This window comes from Streptomyces sp. Y2F8-2 (assembly GCF_014905555.1).
Taxonomy (GTDB): Bacteria; Actinomycetota; Actinomycetes; order Streptomycetales; family Streptomycetaceae; genus Streptomyces; species Streptomyces cynarae.
This window is the reverse complement of the sequence record NZ_BNGS01000001.1, coordinates 23795-41013: the sequence shown is the minus strand read 5'-3', so window position 1 is coordinate 41013 and position 17219 is coordinate 23795. Positions and strand designations below refer to the sequence as shown.

General features: G+C 71.3%; 13 protein-coding genes. 5 read left to right on the top strand and 8 right to left on the bottom strand.

Translation table 11 applies throughout. From position 1 onward, the window contains the following. Positions 1-197: 197 nt before the first annotated feature. The 4 genes from SY2F82_RS38580 to SY2F82_RS00195 all read right to left on the bottom strand — a co-directional run bounded on the left by SY2F82_RS38580 (position 198) and on the right by SY2F82_RS00195 (position 4112). The gene (locus tag SY2F82_RS38580; protein WP_236041017.1) at positions 198-806 is read right to left on the bottom strand and encodes a Tat pathway signal sequence domain protein; all 609 of its coding nucleotides are present in this window, start codon (positions 804-806) and stop codon (positions 198-200) included. Then, on the bottom strand, positions 803-1225 hold the full coding sequence (locus SY2F82_RS00205) for a hypothetical protein (protein WP_200416849.1): 423 nt from the start codon (positions 1223-1225) through the stop codon (positions 803-805). Before SY2F82_RS00205 ends, SY2F82_RS38580 begins: the two co-directional genes overlap by 4 nt. A 64-nt stretch (positions 1226-1289) precedes the next feature. Next, on the bottom strand, positions 1290-1778 hold the full coding sequence (locus tag SY2F82_RS00200; RefSeq protein WP_200416848.1) for a hotdog fold thioesterase: 489 nt from the start codon (positions 1776-1778) through the stop codon (positions 1290-1292). A 54-nt stretch (positions 1779-1832) separates the two neighbouring features. Next, on the bottom strand, positions 1833-4112 hold the full coding sequence (locus SY2F82_RS00195; protein ID WP_200416847.1) for an FdhF/YdeP family oxidoreductase: 2280 nt from the start codon (positions 4110-4112) through the stop codon (positions 1833-1835). A 287-nt stretch (positions 4113-4399) separates the two neighbouring features. Between SY2F82_RS00195 and polA the strand changes: the two genes are divergently transcribed. Next, the gene (gene polA, locus SY2F82_RS00190; RefSeq protein ID WP_200416846.1) at positions 4400-7126 is read left to right on the top strand and encodes a DNA polymerase I; all 2727 of its coding nucleotides are present in this window, start codon (positions 4400-4402) and stop codon (positions 7124-7126) included. Positions 7127-7307: 181 nt separating this feature from the next. On the opposite strand, the gene SY2F82_RS00185 is transcribed toward polA, so the two are convergent. Next, entirely contained in the window at positions 7308-8162 is an 855-nt protein-coding gene (locus SY2F82_RS00185) for a DUF4184 family protein (RefSeq protein ID WP_200416845.1), read from the bottom strand. A gap of 273 nt (positions 8163-8435) precedes the next feature. Between SY2F82_RS00185 and SY2F82_RS00180 the strand changes: the two genes are divergently transcribed. From SY2F82_RS00180 to SY2F82_RS00170, 3 genes are all read left to right on the top strand, one after another. Then, positions 8436-10163 carry a lytic transglycosylase domain-containing protein gene (locus SY2F82_RS00180; protein ID WP_200416844.1) on the top strand — a complete coding sequence of 576 codons (1728 nt, stop codon included), beginning with the start codon at positions 8436-8438 and terminating at the stop codon, positions 10161-10163. A gap of 158 nt (positions 10164-10321) precedes the next feature. Further along, a complete protein-coding gene (locus SY2F82_RS00175; protein WP_200416843.1) occupies positions 10322-10456 on the top strand; it encodes an SPW_0924 family protein in 135 nt (44 codons plus the stop codon). A gap of 23 nt (positions 10457-10479) precedes the next feature. Next, complete coding sequence (locus SY2F82_RS00170) at positions 10480-11472, top strand: DUF3068 domain-containing protein (RefSeq protein ID WP_200416842.1); 993 nt, start codon at positions 10480-10482, stop codon at positions 11470-11472. Here SY2F82_RS00170 and hrpB read toward each other — a convergent pair. The 3 genes from hrpB to SY2F82_RS00155 form a co-directional block, all read right to left on the bottom strand. Next, positions 11462-13963 carry an ATP-dependent helicase HrpB gene (hrpB, locus tag SY2F82_RS00165; protein ID WP_200416841.1) on the bottom strand — a complete coding sequence of 834 codons (2502 nt, stop codon included), beginning with the start codon at positions 13961-13963 and terminating at the stop codon, positions 11462-11464. The two genes, SY2F82_RS00170 and hrpB, sit on opposite strands and share 11 nt — an antisense overlap. A 25-nt stretch (positions 13964-13988) precedes the next feature. After that, positions 13989-14315 (bottom strand): hypothetical protein, encoded by a 327-nt coding sequence (locus tag SY2F82_RS00160; RefSeq protein ID WP_200416840.1) that lies wholly within the window; start codon positions 14313-14315, stop codon positions 13989-13991. A 143-nt stretch (positions 14316-14458) separates the two neighbouring features. Further along, on the bottom strand, positions 14459-15319 hold the full coding sequence (locus SY2F82_RS00155; RefSeq protein ID WP_200416839.1) for a class I SAM-dependent methyltransferase: 861 nt from the start codon (positions 15317-15319) through the stop codon (positions 14459-14461). Positions 15320-15663: 344 nt separating this feature from the next. Between SY2F82_RS00155 and rpsA the strand changes: the two genes are divergently transcribed. Next, positions 15664-17154 carry a 30S ribosomal protein S1 gene (rpsA, locus tag SY2F82_RS00150; protein WP_103839640.1) on the top strand — a complete coding sequence of 497 codons (1491 nt, stop codon included), beginning with the start codon at positions 15664-15666 and terminating at the stop codon, positions 17152-17154. Positions 17155-17219: the final 65 nt, after the last annotated feature.

The following is a 17219-nucleotide window of genomic DNA, read 5'->3' as shown; positions in this document are numbered from 1 at the left end:
GCCGTGACTCTAAGCGGCTGTGGGGGAGGTAAAGGAGAGGTTGAACGAGGCTGTGACGCTCTTGTTATGACATCGGGTAATGGAGAGCGGTACTGGGTGGGCGGAAGAGCGGAATTCGGACTGATTCGCCCAGTCCGCATAGTGAGAACTCGCAGGACGCGCCGGGGTGCGTTCAGGTGTCTCGGCCGTTTTGGTGATTACCTGGAACGGTTGCTGCAGGCGACTTGCAGGGCTTCCGAGAGGTCGTGCGCATACCGTGACCCGGGTATGTAACTGTGAGCCTCTATTGCACGCGTATTACGCAGAGTTACGTCCAGGAAAGGGAGTCCGGCGTTCTCCGGCGCTTTCCCGCAATCCGTCACGTGCATCGTGACAGTGATCTTGCGCTGGGATCCTGCCGCTGTCCGGAAAGGGACGGAGGGCTCGGAGGTCAGCGACAGGCCGGCGTAGGGCTGGGCCATCCGTGTCACGGTGACCGGTGGGCCGGACTGCACGCGCAGTGCGACCTCGAAACTGAAGCTCCCGGCGGGTGCGCCCCGGGGCGGGGCCTCGCTGTGCAGATAGGTGATGTCGACCACCTGGGAGGGGTACGGCGGGGCCGGGGCCGGTGGCTTGTGGGGTCTGGTCGCATAGACATAGCCGCCGGCCGCGAGGAGGGCGGCGGCTGTCGCGGCCGTGAGGGCCGTACGGCGGTGCCGGTCGAACAGTCGGGCGAGAGGTCCACGGCGGACACCGGGGACACCGTCCGGGTCCGCGTCCCCCGCGTGCGTGCCCTCGCCCGGCTCGAGGGGGCCTATGCCGCTCAACCCCACGGGCCCTTGCTCGGGCCGCCGGTGCGGTACCAGGCGGCACACCCCTCGCGGGACTGACGGTCGATCAGCTTGCGGGCGGCTTCGGGGCCTTGAAGCCTCTTCTCGGCCCGCGCGGCGTCCACGACTGTCCGGAGGATCCCGCACTGACCGTTGGAGAGCCCCATCGACTGGTAGTCCCCGTAGGTGTGGGTGTCCAGCACCTTGCGCGACCAGTAGGCGACGACCCGCGTGCACAACTCCTCGTCGGGCGTGGCCCGTGGCGACGTCGAGGGGGAGGCGATCCCTCCCGCGCTCGTGACGTCGCTCTGGCCGGAGGCGCCGCAGCCGGTGGCCACCGTGCTCGTCAGCAGCGCCAGTCCGAGCCAGACCCCGCACGCCGTCAGCCCCGGCCGGGAAACTCCTCCCGTTGTCATGCCATGACGCTAAGCCGCCGGGTGTCCGGGGGCAACGGCCGTGCGCGCCACGGGCTTTCGCGGCTCAGTCCGCCGTGCGCAGGTGCGCCTCGTCGCCGGGCTGCACATCGCGCAGCAGGCAGGTGAGGCGGGCGGTGCACACGCGCTTGCCGCTCTCGTCGCTGATGACGATTTCGTACGTCGCGGTGGAGCGCCCCCGGTGGACGGGGCTGGCCACGCCGGTGACCAGGCCCGAGCGCACCCCGCGGTGGTGGGTGCAGTTCAGGTCGACACCCACGGCGATCTTGGAGCTGCCGCCGTGCAGCATGGCGCCGACCGAGCCGAGGGTCTCGGCGAGGACGGCGGAGGCGCCGCCGTGGAGCAGTCCGTACGGCTGGGTGTTGCCCTCCACCGGCATGGTGCCGACGACGCGCTCTGCGGACGCCTCGACGATCTGGACGCCCATCCGCGTGCCGAGGTGCCCGGCGGAGAAGAGGGCGGGCAGGTCGACGCCGAGCGCGGCGTACTCGTCGACGACTTCCTGGGGGAACTTCACGGTGTGCTGCTCGCCCATGGGGCACGGCTCCGTTCGTGGTGATCGGTCACTCGACTGTGGCTGAGCAAACGCTCAGTCGGTCGCCGATTGTTCCAGGCGGACCACCACGGACTTGCTCGCGGGGGTGTTGCTCGTGTCGGCGGTGGCGTCCAGAGGGACCAGCACGTTGGTCTCGGGGTAGTAGGCGGCCGCGCAGCCCCGCGCGGTGGGGTAGTGCACGACGCGGAAGCCGGGGGCGCGCCGCTCGACGCCGTCCTGCCACTCGCTGACCAGGTCGACGTACGAGCCGTCCGCCACGCCGAGCGCACGGGCGTCCTCGGGATGGACCAGGACGACGCGGCGGCCGTTCCTGATCCCCCGGTAGCGGTCGTCGAGGCCGTAGATCGTGGTGTTGTACTGGTCGTGGGAGCGCAGGGTCTGCAGCAGGAGCCGGCCCTCGGGCAGCTTCGGGTACTCCACGGGGGCAGCCGTGAAGTTGGCCTTGCCGGTGGCGGTGGGAAAGCGGCGCTCGTCGCGGGGGGCGTGGGGGAGCGCGAATCCGCCTGGGCGGGCCACGCGCGCGTTGAAGTCCTCGAAGCCGGGGATCACGCGCGCGATGCGGTCGCGGATGGTCGCGTAGTCCTTCTCGAACTCCTCCCACGGCACCTTGCTGTCGGCGCCGAGGACCCGGCGGGCGAGGCGGCACACGATGGCCGGCTCGGAGAGCAGGTGCGGGCTCGCGGGCTCCAGACGGCCGCGGGAGGCGTGGACCATGCCCATGGAGTCCTCGACGGTGACGAACTGCTCGCCGCCGCCCTGAAGGTCGCGCTCGGTGCGGCCGAGGGTGGGCAGGATCAGGGCGCGCGCGCCGGTGACCGCATGCGAGCGGTTCAGCTTCGTCGACACGTGCACGGTCAGGCGGGCGCGCCGCATGGCGGCCTCCGTCACCTCCGTGTCGGGGGAGGCGGACACGAAGTTGCCGCCCATCGCGAAGAAGACCTTGGCCTCGCCGTCCCGCAGCGCGCGGATGGCCCGGACGACGTCGTAGCCGTGCTCGCGCGGCGGCGCGAACCCGAACTCCTTCTCCAGGGCGTCCAGGAAGGCGGGCGCGGGCCGTTCGAAGATGCCCATCGTGCGGTCGCCCTGCACGTTCGAGTGACCGCGCACCGGGCACACGCCCGCACCGGGGCGGCCGATGTTGCCGCGCAGCAGCAGGAAGTTGACCACCTCGCGGATGGTGGGAACCGAGTGCTTGTGCTGGGTCAGGCCCATCGCCCAGCAGACGATGGTGCGCTGCGAGGCGAGGACCATCCGCAGGGCCTTCTCGATCTCCTCGCGCGTGAGTCCGGTCGCCGTGAGCGTCTCGTCCCAGTCGGCGGCGCGGGCGGCCTTCGCGAACTCCTCGAAGCCGTGGGTGTGGTCGCGGACGAACTCCTCGTCGACCGCGCCCTCTGTGTCGAGGATCAGCTTGTTCAGGAGGCGGAAGAGGGCCTGGTCGCCGCCGATGCGGATCTGCAGGAACAGGTCGGTGAGCGCGGCGCCCGTGGTGAGGCCCTTGGGTGTCTGGGGGTTCTTGAACCGCTCCAGGCCCGCCTCGGGCAGAGGGTTGACGCTGATGATCCGCGCGCCGTTCGCCTTGGCCTTCTCCAGGGCGGAGAGCATGCGCGGATGGTTCGTGCCGGGGTTCTGCCCGGCGACGATGATCAGGTCCGCCTTGTAGAGGTCCTCGAGCAGGACGCTGCCCTTGCCGATGCCGATCGTCTCGGAGAGTGCGGAGCCGGACGACTCGTGGCACATGTTCGAACAGTCGGGCAGGTTGTTGGTGCCCAGCTCGCGGGCGAACAGCTGGTAGAGGAACGCGGCCTCGTTGCTGGTGCGGCCGGAGGTGTAGAACACGGCCTGGTCGGGGGAGTCGAGGGCGGCGATCTCCTCGGCGATGATGTCGAAGGCACGCTCCCAGGTGACCGGCTCGTAGTGGTCGGCGCCCTCCGGCAGGTACATGGGGTGCGTCAGCCGCCCCTGCTGGCCCAGCCAGTAGCCGCTGCGGCCGGCGAGGTCGCTCACCGGGTGCGCGGCGAAGAACTCGGGTGTGACCCGGCGCAGGGTGGCCTCTTCGGCCACCGCCTTCGCGCCGTTCTCACAGAACTCCGCCTTGTGCCGGTGGTCCGGCTCGGGCCAGGCGCAGCCAGGGCAGTCGAAGCCGTCCTTCTGGTTGACGCGCAGGAGGGTCAGGGCGGTGCGGCGCACGCCCATCTGCTGCTGGGCGATGCGCAGGGTGTGCCCGATCGCCGGCAGCCCCGCCGCGGCGTGCTTGGGCTCGGCGACCTGCGGAGCGTCCTGAACCGGATCGCCCGTGGGCGGCTTCGTTGCCATCGCTGCGCTCTCCTTCACCGGCACCCGTGAACTACGTCTCTGATCCTCGCACGCGCTGCCGACAACGACGGCAGTGTGTGGAGGGGAGAGGCCATGGTTGCGCATCATGCAAGGGTTGCGGAACAGGCAACGATGCGCGAGTTTCGGCAGCGACGGGCCGGCGCCGGTCCTGCACCTGGCCTCGCGGGGCGCTGCGGCACCGTCCGCGCACCGCGAGGCCCCGCCCGGCCGCCGCAGGACCCCACGGCGGGGGCCGAGTGTCAGTGGGGCGTGGCAGGATCGGGGGCGTGGCAGAGACAGCATCGAAGCAGACCGACAAGACCACCGGCGGCGACCGTCCCCGGCTGATGCTCATGGACGGGCACTCCCTGGCCTACCGCGCGTTCTTCGCGCTGCCCGCGGAGAACTTCACCACCGCGACCGGCCAGCCGACGAACGCGATCTACGGTTTCGCGTCGATGCTGGCCAACACGCTGCGCGACGAGGCGCCCACGCACTTCGCGGTGGCGTTCGACGTCTCCCGCAAGACATGGCGCTCGGAGGAGTTCACCGAGTACAAGGCGAACCGTTCGAAGACCCCGGACGAGTTCAAGGGCCAGGTCGAGCTGATCTGCGAGCTGCTGGACGCCATGCACGCCGCCCGCTTCGCGGTCGAGGGGTACGAGGCGGACGACGTGATCGCCACGCTCGCCACCCAGGCCGAGGCAGAGGGCTTCGAGGTGCTGATCGTCACCGGCGACCGCGACTCCTTCCAGCTGGTCAGCGAGCACACGACGGTGCTGTACCCGACCAAGGGCGTCTCGGAGCTGACCCGGTTCACCCCGGAGAAGGTGTTCGAGAAGTACGGGCTCACGCCGGCGCAGTACCCGGACTTCGCCGCCCTGCGCGGCGATCCGTCGGACAACCTGCCCGGCATCCCGGGCGTCGGTGAGAAGACGGCGGCGAAGTGGATCAACCAGTTCGGCTCGTTCGCGGAGCTGGTCGAGCGCGTCGACGAGGTCAAGGGCAAGGCCGGGCAGAACCTGCGCGACCACCTGGAGTCGGTGAAGCTGAACCGCCGGCTGACCGAGCTGGAGCGGCAGGTGGAGCTGCCGAAGGCGGTCGCCGACCTCAGGCGCGCCGCGTACGACCGCAAGGCCGTCGCCATGGTCCTGGACACCCTGGAGATCAGGAACCCCTCGCTGCGCGAGCGGCTCTTCGCCGTCGACCCGGGCGCCGAGGAGGTCGAAGTGCACCCGGTCGTGGCGGACGGCGTCGAGCTGGACGGGGCGGTGCTGGGTGCGGGCGAGCTGAAGCCGTGGCTCACCGAGCACGGCACACAGGTCCTGGGTGTCGCCACGGTCGATTCGTGGGCGCTGGGCACGGGCGCGGTGGCCGAGATCGCGCTCGCCGCGGCCGACGGCGCGGCGGCCTGGTTCGATCCGGCGGAGCTGGACGAGGCCGACGAGAGGGCGTTCGCGGAGTGGCTCGCCGACCCGGCCAGGCCGAAGGTCCTGCACAACGCCAAGGGCGCGATGCGCGTCCTTCCCGAGCACGGCTGGTCCCTTCAGGGCGTGACCATGGACACGGCGCTCGCCGCGTACCTGGTCAAGCCGGGCCGTCGCTCCTTCGCGCTGGACGCGCTCTCACTGGAGTACCTGGGCCGTGAGCTGGCGCCCGCGGCCACGGCGGACGGGCAGCTGGCCTTCGGCACGGACGAGGGCGCCGAGGCCGAGGCGCTGATGATCCAGGCCCGGGCGATCCTGGACCTCGGCCAGGCGTTCGAGGAGAAGCTGCGGGAGGTCGGTGCGGCGGATCTGCTGCGCGACATGGAGCTGCCCACCTCCGCGCTGCTGGCCCGGATGGAGCGGCACGGCATCGCCGCGGACCGAGCGCATCTGGAGACCATGGAGCAGATGTTCGCGGGCGCCGTCCAGCAGGCGGTGAAGGAGGCGTACGCCGCGGCGGGGCACGAGTTCAACCTGGGCTCGCCCAAGCAGCTCCAGGAGGTCCTCTTCGGTGAGCTGGGCCTGCCGAAGACGAAGAAGACGAAGACGGGCTACACGACGGACGCGGACGCACTGGCGTGGCTGGCGACCCAGACGGACAACGAACTGCCGGTGATCATGCTGCGCCACCGGGAGCAGGCGAAGCTGCGGGTGACGGTCGAGGGCCTGATCAAGACGATCGCGACGGACGGCCGCATCCACACCACGTTCAACCAGACGGTCGCCGCGACGGGCCGCCTGTCGTCGACGGACCCGAACCTGCAGAACATCCCGGTGCGCACGGACGAAGGCAGGGCGATCCGCCGGGGCTTCGTGGTCGGTGAGGGCTTCGAATCCCTGATGACCGCGGACTACAGCCAGATCGAGCTGCGCGTGATGGCCCACCTGTCCGAGGACGAGGGTCTGATCGAGGCGTTCACCTCCGGCGAGGACCTGCACACCACGGTCGCCTCCCAGGTCTTCGGGGTCGGCCGTGACGCGGTCGACGCGGAGATGCGGCGCAAGATCAAGGCGATGTCCTACGGTCTGGCGTACGGGCTGTCGGCGTTCGGCCTGTCCCAGCAGCTGAACATCGAGGCCGCGGAGGCCCGCGCGCTGATGGACACGTACTTCGAGCGGTTCGGCGGGGTGCGCGACTATCTGCGCCGTGTGGTGGACGAGGCGAGGGCGACGGGCTACACCGAGACGCTCTTCGGCCGCCGCCGCTATCTGCCCGACCTGAACAGCGACAACCGCCAGCGTCGAGAGATGGCCGAACGGATGGCGCTGAACGCCCCGATCCAGGGCACGGCGGCGGACATCGTCAAGATTGCGATGCTGAACGTGGACCGGGCGCTGCGTGAGGCGGGCCTGAAGTCCCGGATGCTCCTCCAGGTCCACGACGAGATCGTGCTGGAGATCGCCCCCGGCGAACGTCAGCAGACGGAGGACCTGGTCCGCCGGGAAATGGCAGCAGCGGTACGGCTGCGGGCACCACTGGACGTCTCGGTGGGCTACGGGACGGACTGGGAGTCGGCGGCGCACTGAGCGTCGCCCGGCGGGCAGCGTTTGCTCGCCAAGGACCGGCGTTGTGGGGCTGCCCCCGCCCGAGCCGTTGAAGCCGGTTCGAGGGTGGGGGCGCCTGCCAGGCGCGCGACGGGGCGACTGTCGCCCGTCGCCGCAGCAACCCGCGGGTCCGGGCAGTCCACCCCGGGTGACCCTGAGGCGCTCAGCGTGACGCCGGTCGAGCCGGTTCCCGATCGGTGCCCTGGCGGTCCGGGGGCGTGCGGCGCAGGGCCCGGACCCCGGTCACATAGAGCGCCATCCCCACCGCGAGGCCCGCGCCCGCGCCGAAGCACGTCGGCGGGATCACCTCCCACGGTTTCGCGTGGGTTCCCCAGTAGGCCCACCACCGCGACGCCCGCTGCACCGCCCCCGCCGCCGCGCACCCGCCGATCACCGCCGCCGCCAGCCACCGGTCCGCCCACGACAGCACTGGCAGCGCCGACACCGCCGACGAACCGGCGGACGCCCGCCGCAGCGCGACCGCCACGAACACGGCGATCACGACGGCCGCCAGGGCCGAACTCCCGTACTGCAGATACGTGTAGCGCGGCGCACCCGCCATCGGCTGCGTAAGCCAGGGCAACAGCCGTACCCCCCACCGGCCGATGTGCGTGAACGCGTCCCACACGACATGCGTCAGCGCGCCCAGTACCGCGGAGACGTACCACCGCGCCAGGAGTGCGAACGAGACCTTGCGCAGCGGTGTACCGCAGTGCACCAGCGCCGCCACCCGCCCCTGCGCCGCCGGCGGCAGCAGCGCCACCAACGGCTCCCGCAGTGCCAGCCACAACCCCACCAGTGCCCATGCGATGAGCACATCGACGGTGAACACCCCTGTGAAGGAGTGCGTGACCGTGCCGAACTCCATGCCCCCCGACACCACGCTCGCCGCGAAGTAGGTCATGTCGGGCGCGAACGATCCCGCGACGAGAACGGCGGGTACCAGCCGCCCGCGTCCCGACCCGTCCCCGCGCACGGCCGGCAGGACGGCCGCGGCATGGCTGAGCGTGAACGGCACGACGCCTCCCGCCGCAGATGTTGACCGAGCACAACCACCCGGCGATCCCGAACGTCCAGTATGAGGGACGCATGAGAAAGGTGAGGCGACCGCCCTGCTTCTGCGTCCACCCCAAGCGGAGGATGACCAACTGGTGAAAACCGGGCACCAACCGGTGTCGAGGGGTCGCAAGTTGTCGTAGGGTCACTGGGTCGCCGCGCACGGGTGCGTGGTCGAACACACGGACACAGCAGAGCAGCACACACCAGGTCGTCGACGGGAGGGGTTCACTCAATGGCGGCGCGTTTCGGCAGGAGGCTGCGCAAGGGGGCGGCAACCACGGCTTTGGCCGCGGCCGCGGTCGCGGCTCTGGCGGCATCCCAGGCCCCGGGAGTCACCAGCGACGACCAGGGCAGACAGGCCACCGGCGCGCAGTCCACGCCCGAGACGACCGGCAACACGAGCGGCGGTGACACCGCCACCGGCAACGGCGGCTACTACACCGACCTGCCCCCGCTCAACAGCCCCACCGAGTCGCCCGGCCCCAGCGCCACGCCCACCACGGGCCCTTCCGGCACAGGGCAGGGCGGCATACCCGCCACCGTCCTCGACGCCTACAAGAAGGCCGCGGCGGAAGTCCAGAGCTCCAAGCCCGGCTGCAATCTGCCGTGGCAACTCCTCGCCGCCATCGGCCAGGTGGAGTCCGGCCAGGCCGAGGGCGGCCGGGTCGACGCGGACGGCACCACGTACACGAAGATCCTCGGCCCGGTCCTGAACGGCAACGGCTTCGCCAGCATCAAGGACACCGACAACGGCGCCTACGACGGCGACGGCACCTATGACCGTGCGGTCGGGCCCATGCAGTTCATCCCGTCCACCTGGGCGTGGGCGGGCCGCGACGGCAACGGCGACGGCGTCAAGGACCCCAACAACGTCTACGACGCCGCTCTGGCCGCCGCGCACTACCTGTGCCGCGCGGACCGTGACCTGTCGGTGCAGGCCGACATGAACGCCGCGATTCTCAGCTACAACAACTCGCAGGACTACCTGAACACCGTTCTGTCCTGGTACGAGTACTACCGCAAGGGCACCCACTCGATCCCGGACGGCACGGGCACCCTGCCCTCGCACCGCAGCGACCGGAACTCCGGTGCGAGCCCCGACCCGAAGCCGAGGAACACCAGCAAGCCCAGCACCGCCGGCGGCAGCACCAGCCCCACCCCCACCCCGTCGCCGAGCAAGCCCACCACTCCGAAGCCGACGCCGCCCGCCCCCACCCCCACCCCCACCCCCACCGACACGGTGGACCACCTGGCCGACAGCGGCACCGGGCAGCTCTCCGCGAAGACGGGCGACACCTTCGACCGGAAAGTCGTGGTGAAGGCCGTCACGAAGGCCGGGAAGGCCGTGTCGAAGGTCCGGGTGCGGTTCTCGATCATGGGCGACACGGACGCCACCTTCACCGGTGGGGAGACCGTCGCGACCGTCGTCACCGACAGCTCGGGCAAGGCCACCGCGCCCGCGCTCGTCGCCGGCCAGAAGACCGGCGGTTTCACGGTCCGCGCCCTGGTCGTCGGCCGCATGGTCACCGGTCTCGACTACTCGGCCACCGTCGTCGAACGCCAGGCCGACACCCTCGTCCGTACCAGCGACACCGAGCCGACCTGCACGCCGGGCGGTGAGTTCGCGGACCAGGTCGAGGTGAAGGCCACGTACAAGGGCGCCGTCGCGGACGGTGTCGCGGCCACGGCGACGCTCGTCAAGTCGGCCGACGACCCGACCGAGAACGACAAGGGCCCCTACTTCAAGGACGCGAGCGGCAAGACCGTACGCACCCTCACAGGCCTCAAGACCGACGCCGACGGCCTGCTGAAGCTGCCGAAGCTGTACGCCGACGACACGACCGGCACATTCCTGCTCCGCATCACCACCGCGGGCGGGGCCACTTTGACGGTCGAGCTGAAGGTCGCGGCGGCCGACTCGTCCCCGAGCCCGAGCCCGAGCCCGAGCCCCAGCTCGTAGGGCCGGCTGGGAACGTACGACGGCGGCGCCCCTCCACCGTGGAGGGGCGCCGCCGCCTTTTCGTCCGTCCTGTTCTCATCTCACGCCTCCGTTGCTACGGTGCCGGACCTGACGGCCCATCAGTTTCCGTGTGCCGGCTGCCGTCCCGGGAGGCCCGTATGCGCGCCCTCATCGCCGCCGCGATCGGCCTGGCCGCGGCGTTCGTCCTGGTGTTCGGCCTGACGGCCCTGGGTTCGCCGTCCGGCACGACGTCCCCGAAACCACTGCTGACGACGGTCCCCAGCCATCCGTGACGCGCGCACAGGGAGGATGCGAGATGCGCCGCAAGGCCGGCCTGTTCCTGCTCGCCTTCGCCGTGTTCTTCACGGCGCTGTCCCCACTGTTGCGCTGGTACGCCTTCCCGCGCCTGGCCAAGGTCCCCGCGAACCAGTACCAGACCATGGTCCTCGAGGCGAAGAACGCCACCCTCCTCGACTACGGCACCATGACGTCCCGCACGGTCCCCAGGGTCATCATCGTGCAGACCCTCAGAGGGAACGTGGAGGCCGCTGAGAAGATCGAGCAGACCGCGGGCCGGGACGTGGTCGTCTGGGACGGCCTGTCCTATGTGCAGGGACCCGACGGCGCCATGGTGTCCCGCATCCCGGAGCGGTACATCTTCGACGCCCACAGCCAGGAACCCGTCCACGCCACCGGCGAGATGGTCGACGGCGACCCCGTCCACCGTGACGGCATCGAGTTCAAATGGCCGTTCCTGACCCAGAAGCGGGACTACGAGTACTTCGACGCCCAAGCCCGCGTCACCCGCCCCATCCACTACAAGGGCACGCGGACCTTCCGGGGCGTCAAGGTCTACTACTTCGAACAGACGATCCCGTGGACCAAGGTCCCCTTCCCCAAGATCATGCCCGTCGAGGGCATCACCCCCGAGTCGGTCGCGAAGACCGGCACGACCCGCTGGTACACGACGGTCCGCAAGTTCTGGGTCGAACCCCTGACCGGCGCGCCCGTCTACGGCGAGGAGATCCACAAGGAGGAACTGCGGGGCGGCACGCTCCTCGGGGGACGTGACAGGGTCACGGTTTTCGCGGGGCAGGTGAAGATGCGCGAGGACTACATCGCCTCGACGGTCGCCCTGGTCGAGCACAACCGCCTGCTGATCCTGCTGCTGACGTCCTGGCTGCCGCGGGGCTTCCTGATCCTCGGCGCCGCCCTGCTGTCGCTGTCCCTCTATCTGGAGGCGCGCGGCCGCCGCCCGGACGACCCGGAGCCCACCGCGGTCGAGGAGCCCGAGCCGGTCACCGCCTGAGCCGCGCGTTCGTGTGCCGGGTCGGCTCCGCGGTGGCCGGGTCCTCCGGCCAGGGGTGCTTGGGGTAGCGGCCGCGCAGCTCCGCCCGTACGGCCCGGTAGCCGTCCCGCCAGAAGGAGGCGAGGTCGGCGGTGACGGCCGCGGGCCGCCCGGCGGGGGAGAGCAGGTGCACGACGACGGGCACACCGGCGATCTCGGGCGAGGCCTGCACCCCGAACATCTCCTGCAGCTTCACGGCGAGCACGGGCCGCTCGGGGTCGGCGTAGTCGATCCGGATGGCGGACCCGCTCGGGACGGTGAGCCGCTCCGGGGCGAGTTCGTCGAGCCGGGCGGCCTCCCCGGTGGACCAGGGCAGCAGCCGGGCCAGGGCCTGCCCCGCGTCGATCCGGGCGAGGTCGGCCCGCCGCCGGGCACGGCTCAGCTCGGGCTCCAGCCATTCGTCCACGCGCGCGTGGAGCGCGTCATCCCGGACGTCCGGCCACGGCTCGCCCAGGTGCAGTCGCAGGAAGGAGAGGCGCTGCCGCAGCACACGGGCCTGAGGGGACCATCGCAGCAGACCGAAGCCCTCCTGCCGCAGCCCTTCCAGCAGGGCCCGACGTACGAGGGCGGGCGCCGGGTCCCGCAGCGGCCGTGCCGCCAGCTCGAGGGCCCCGAGCCGCTCGACACTCCGGGCGACGACGTCCCCGTCGGCCCAGTGCACCTCCTCGCCCGTGGAGTACAGGGCCCCGGCCGCCCGCCGCGCCACGTCCTCGTCGACCACGGCGGCGAGCCCCACGCGCGCGTGCCCCGCACCGACGGGCCGGTCGGCCACGGCCACCGCCAGCCACGGGGCGCCGCGCAGCCCCGACCCCTCCCTCAGCTCGGCGCGGGTGCCGTTCACCATGAGGCAGGAGCCGTCATCGGCCCGCGCGAGCCGCTCCGGGAAGGCGAGCGCGGCGACGAGTCCGACCACATGGTCGTCGCCCGCCTCCGCAGCACCGGCAGGCACGTCGCCCGCCGCGGCCCGCAGTCGGCGCACCTCCTCCCTCCAGCGCCCCGCGTACGCGTCGCCCCCGCGCCGGGCCGCCCGCCACACCGTCGCCAGGTCGTCGCCGTACTCCCGCGGCGGCTCCTCGCTCAGCAGAGCCACCGCCTCCGCGGCCCGCTCCGCGCCCACACGCGGGGCCGCGTCCAGCAGCGCCCGCGCCAGCCGTGGATGCAGTCCCAGCCGGGACATCCGTACGCCCCGCTCAGTGACCCGTCCCGCCGCGTCCACCGCGCCGATCGCCGTCAGCACCGACCGCGCCGCCGCCATCGCCCCGGGCGGCGGTGCGTCGAGGAGCGCCAGCCCGGACGCGTCCGGGTCGCCCCAGGACGCCGCCTGCAAGGCGAACGCGGTCAGATCGGCCAGCCGGATCTCCGGCGCCGGGTAACGCGGCAGCCGCGCGTCCTCCGCCTCGGACCAGCAGCGGTACACCCGGCCCGGTGCCTCACGCCCCGCCCGTCCCGCCCGCTGCCGACCCGCCGCCTGCGAGGCCCGTACCGTCGTCAGCGCGCTCAGCCCCCGCGCGTGGTCGACCCGCGGCTCGCGCGCGAGACCGGAGTCGACGACCACCCGCACCCCCGGCACGGTCAGGGACGACTCCGCCACGGCCGTCGCCAGCACCACACGCCGTGCCGAGCCCGGCGAGAGCACGGCCTCCTGCACGGCCGCCGGCGCCCGCCCGTGCACCTGGAGCACCTCGGTGCCGCCCAGATCCCCCAGATGACCCGCCACACGCGCGATCTCCCCGACACCGGGCAGGAAGCACAGCACGTCCCCCTCGCACTCCGCCAGCGCCCGCCGCACCACCGACGCCACATGCGCGAGCAGCGCCGGATCCACCCGCATCCCGTGCGGCGGCCGCACGGGACGCGCGGGCGGCGCCCACACCAGCTCCACGGGGTACGACACGCCCTCCGCCTCGACGACCGGTGCCCCGCCCAGCAGCCGTGCCCAGCCCACCGCGTCCGTCGTCGCGGAGGCAGCCACCAACTCCAGCTCCGGCCGCAGCGTCTGACGCACATCGAGCAGGAAGGCGGCGACCGTGTCGGCGTCCAGGTGCCGCTCGTGGACCTCGTCGAGAACGACCACGTCGACGCCCGCCAGCTCCTGGTCCCGCTGCAGCCGCTGCAACAGCACACCGGTGGTGACGACCTCCACGCGCGCGTGCCGCCCGACCACACGCTCCCCACGCACGGTGTAGCCGACGCTCTCACCGGTCTTCTCGCCCAGCAGCCACGCCATCCGCCGGGCCGCCGCCCGCGCCGCGATCCGCCGTGGCTCGGCCACCACCACCCGCCGAGCGGGACCGCCGCCCAGCAGCCCCGCCAGGGCGAGCGGCACGAGCGTCGTCTTGCCGGTGCCCGGCGGCGCGCACAGCACCGCCGCACCGTGCTCGCCCAGAGCGGCCCGAAGAGCGGGCACGGCGGAACGGACGGGCAGGCGGTCGAGAGCGTCGCGGCGGATCACCGCACCAGTGTTCCAGGCGGCCGGGTCACGGAAGAAAGACGTGCCGGCACCGCAGGCAGAACAGCTGCCTGCGCCAGTCGGCCCGCTGTCGCGCCGCCTGCGTGACGCTGCCGCGCAGGGACACCAGCCACAGGCCCCCGCCGGCCAGCCCGACGAACCCCAGCCACACCTCCGACACGAGCAGGGCGCAGCCCACGGTCAGGAGCCCGAGCGGCGCCGCCCAGCGCTCCTCGTCCAGTGCGGGCCGCGCGAGGTGCGGTGCCCCGGCGCGCGCCTCGGGCGACAGCGTCCTCCAGTACGTGCGGAGCCGGGTGGTCCTGTCCCCTCGCCGGCAGACCGGGCAGACGTGCATGCGCGTACCCCCCACCGCCTGGCACCGCGGAGCGCGGCCTTGAGGGTGATATGTCGACTCATCGTTTGTGCCCTGCCGGTACGGCCGGCATACGCGCGCGGCCGCCACACCCGCAGATTGGCCGGAACCGGTCCCTCGGTACCTCAGTCCCGTTCGCACACGAAGATCGCCGTCCCCGGGATCAGTCCGCCGCGCAGCGGCGACCATCCACCCCACTCGGACGTGTTCCAGGCCGGCCACTTCGGCTCGACCAGGTCGACGAGCCGGAAGCCGGACGTCACGATGTCCCGTACCCGGTCGCCGAGCGTGCGGTGGTGCTCGACGTACACCGCCCGGCCCTCGTCGTCCTGCTCCACGTACGGCGTGCGGTCGAAGTAGGAGGCCGAGACCGCGAGGCCCTCCGGTCCCGGCTCGTCCGGGAACGCCCAGCGGATCGGATGGGTCACCGAGAACACGAAACGGCCGCCGGGGCGCAGCACCCGGTGCACCTCGCGCAGCACCAGCCGCGGGTCCGCCACGAAGGGCAGCGCCCCGTACGCCGAGCACGCCAGGTCGAAGGAGGCGTCCCGGAAGGGCAGGACGCAGGCGTCCGCCTGCACCAGGGGGAAGCCGGCGCCGATGCGCAGGGCGTGCTGGAGCTGGCGGTGGGAGAGGTCCAGGGCCACAGGGCGGGCGCCGTGCCCGGCGAGCCAGCGGGAGCACTGCGCCGCGCCGGCACCGATCTCCAGGACGTCCTTGCCCTTCAGGTCCTCGGGCGGGCCCAGCAGCTCGGCCTCGACCTCGTCCAGGCCCTCGGGCCCCCAGACGAAGCGGTCGTCGCCGAGGAACGTGCCGTGCTCGATCTGGTACTCGTCCGCGTTCCGGTCCCACCAGCCCCGGTTGGCCCGGGAACTCTCCGTGACACCCGCCGCGCGTCGGGTGGCTTCCGGTTCGAACTGTTCGGCCTCTTGGATGATGGGCTCCCTCGTCGTACTCTTCCGTCCAGCCTGACGCGGCGGTGTCACGGAAGAGGGTCCTGTGGCCTGCACGGTCTCGTGGAATCGGCCGGGTGCGGCCGGTGTCGCACGGTGACTTGTGCCGGGAATGCGGCGATCCGCCCCGGGTGTGCGCCTTCGCGCATTGACCCTGTCCGGCTGCCCCCGTATGCTACAAGTTGCGCTGCGGGCCTGCGCACCTCAGACGTAGCAGGCTGCGCTCGCATCTGTTGTATGTCCCCTCGGTTGTCGAGGCGCCACCACCAGTCGGCTGGTGGGGCGCTTCCTTGGCTGTCCGGCTTCTGCAGAGCGAAACGGGCTCCAGCGTGAGCAGTACCTACGACTTCAATGTCCGTACCGGAGCCCTTTTCCACATGACGAGCAGCACCGAGACCACCGCCACCACCCCGCAGGTAGCGGTCAACGACATCGGTAACGAGGAAGCGTTCCTCGCAGCGATCGACGAGACGATCAAGTACTTCAACGACGGCGACATCGTCGACGGCGTCATCGTGAAGGTCGACCGGGACGAGGTCCTGCTCGACATCGGTTACAAGACCGAAGGTGTCATCCCGAGCCGCGAACTCTCGATCAAGCACGACGTCGACCCGAACGAGGTCGTCGCCGTGGGCGACGAGATCGAGGCCCTGGTCCTCCAGAAGGAGGACAAGGAAGGCCGCCTGATCCTCTCGAAGAAGCGCGCCCAGTACGAGCGTGCCTGGGGCACCATCGAGAAGATCAAGGAAGAGGACGGCATCGTCACCGGTACCGTCATCGAGGTCGTCAAGGGTGGTCTCATCCTCGACATCGGCCTCCGTGGCTTCCTGCCGGCCTCCCTGGTCGAGATGCGCCGCGTTCGCGACCTGCAGCCGTACGTCGGCAAGGAGCTCGAGGCCAAGATCATCGAGCTGGACAAGAACCGCAACAACGTGGTCCTGTCCCGCCGCGCCTGGCTGGAGCAGACCCAGTCCGAGGTCCGCCAGACCTTCCTCACGACCCTGCAGAAGGGTCAGGTCCGGTCCGGTGTCGTCTCCTCGATCGTCAACTTCGGTGCCTTCGTGGACCTGGGTGGCGTCGACGGTCTGGTCCACGTCTCCGAGCTCTCCTGGAAGCACATCGACCACCCCTCCGAGGTCGTCGAGGTGGGCCAGGAGGTCACCGTCGAGGTTCTCGACGTCGACATGGACCGCGAGCGTGTCTCCCTGTCGCTGAAGGCGACCCAGGAAGACCCGTGGCAGCAGTTCGCCCGCACCCACCAGATCGGCCAGGTCGTGCCCGGCAAGGTCACGAAGCTGGTTCCGTTCGGTGCGTTCGTCCGCGTGGACGAGGGCATCGAGGGTCTGGTCCACATCTCCGAGCTGGCCGAGCGCCACGTGGAGATCCCGGAGCAGGTGGTCCAGGTCAACGACGAGATCTTCGTCAAGGTCATCGACATCGACCTCGAGCGTCGCCGGATCTCGCTGTCCCTGAAGCAGGCCAACGAGTCCTTCGGTGCCGACCCGACCGCCGTCGAGTTCGACCCGACCCTCTACGGCATGGCCGCGTCCTACGACGACCAGGGCAACTACATCTACCCCGAGGGCTTCGACCCGGAGACCAACGACTGGCTGCCGGGCTACGAGAAGCAGCGCGAGGAGTGGGAGCGCCAGTACGCCGAGGCGCAGGCCCGCTTCGAGCAGCACCAGCAGCAGGTCATCAAGTCCCGCGAGGCGGACGCCGCTGCCGCTGCCGAGGGTGGCGAGGCCGCCGCTCCGGCCGCGACCGGCGGTTCGTACTCCTCCGAGGGCGGCGACAACTCCGGCGCCCTGGCGTCGGACGAGGCGCTGGCGGCCCTGCGCGAGAAGCTGGCCGGCGGCCAGAGCTGAACGCTCGCGGCTAGGCGTTAGCCGATGACTGAGGGCCCGTCCCCTGTGGGGCGGGCCCTCAGACG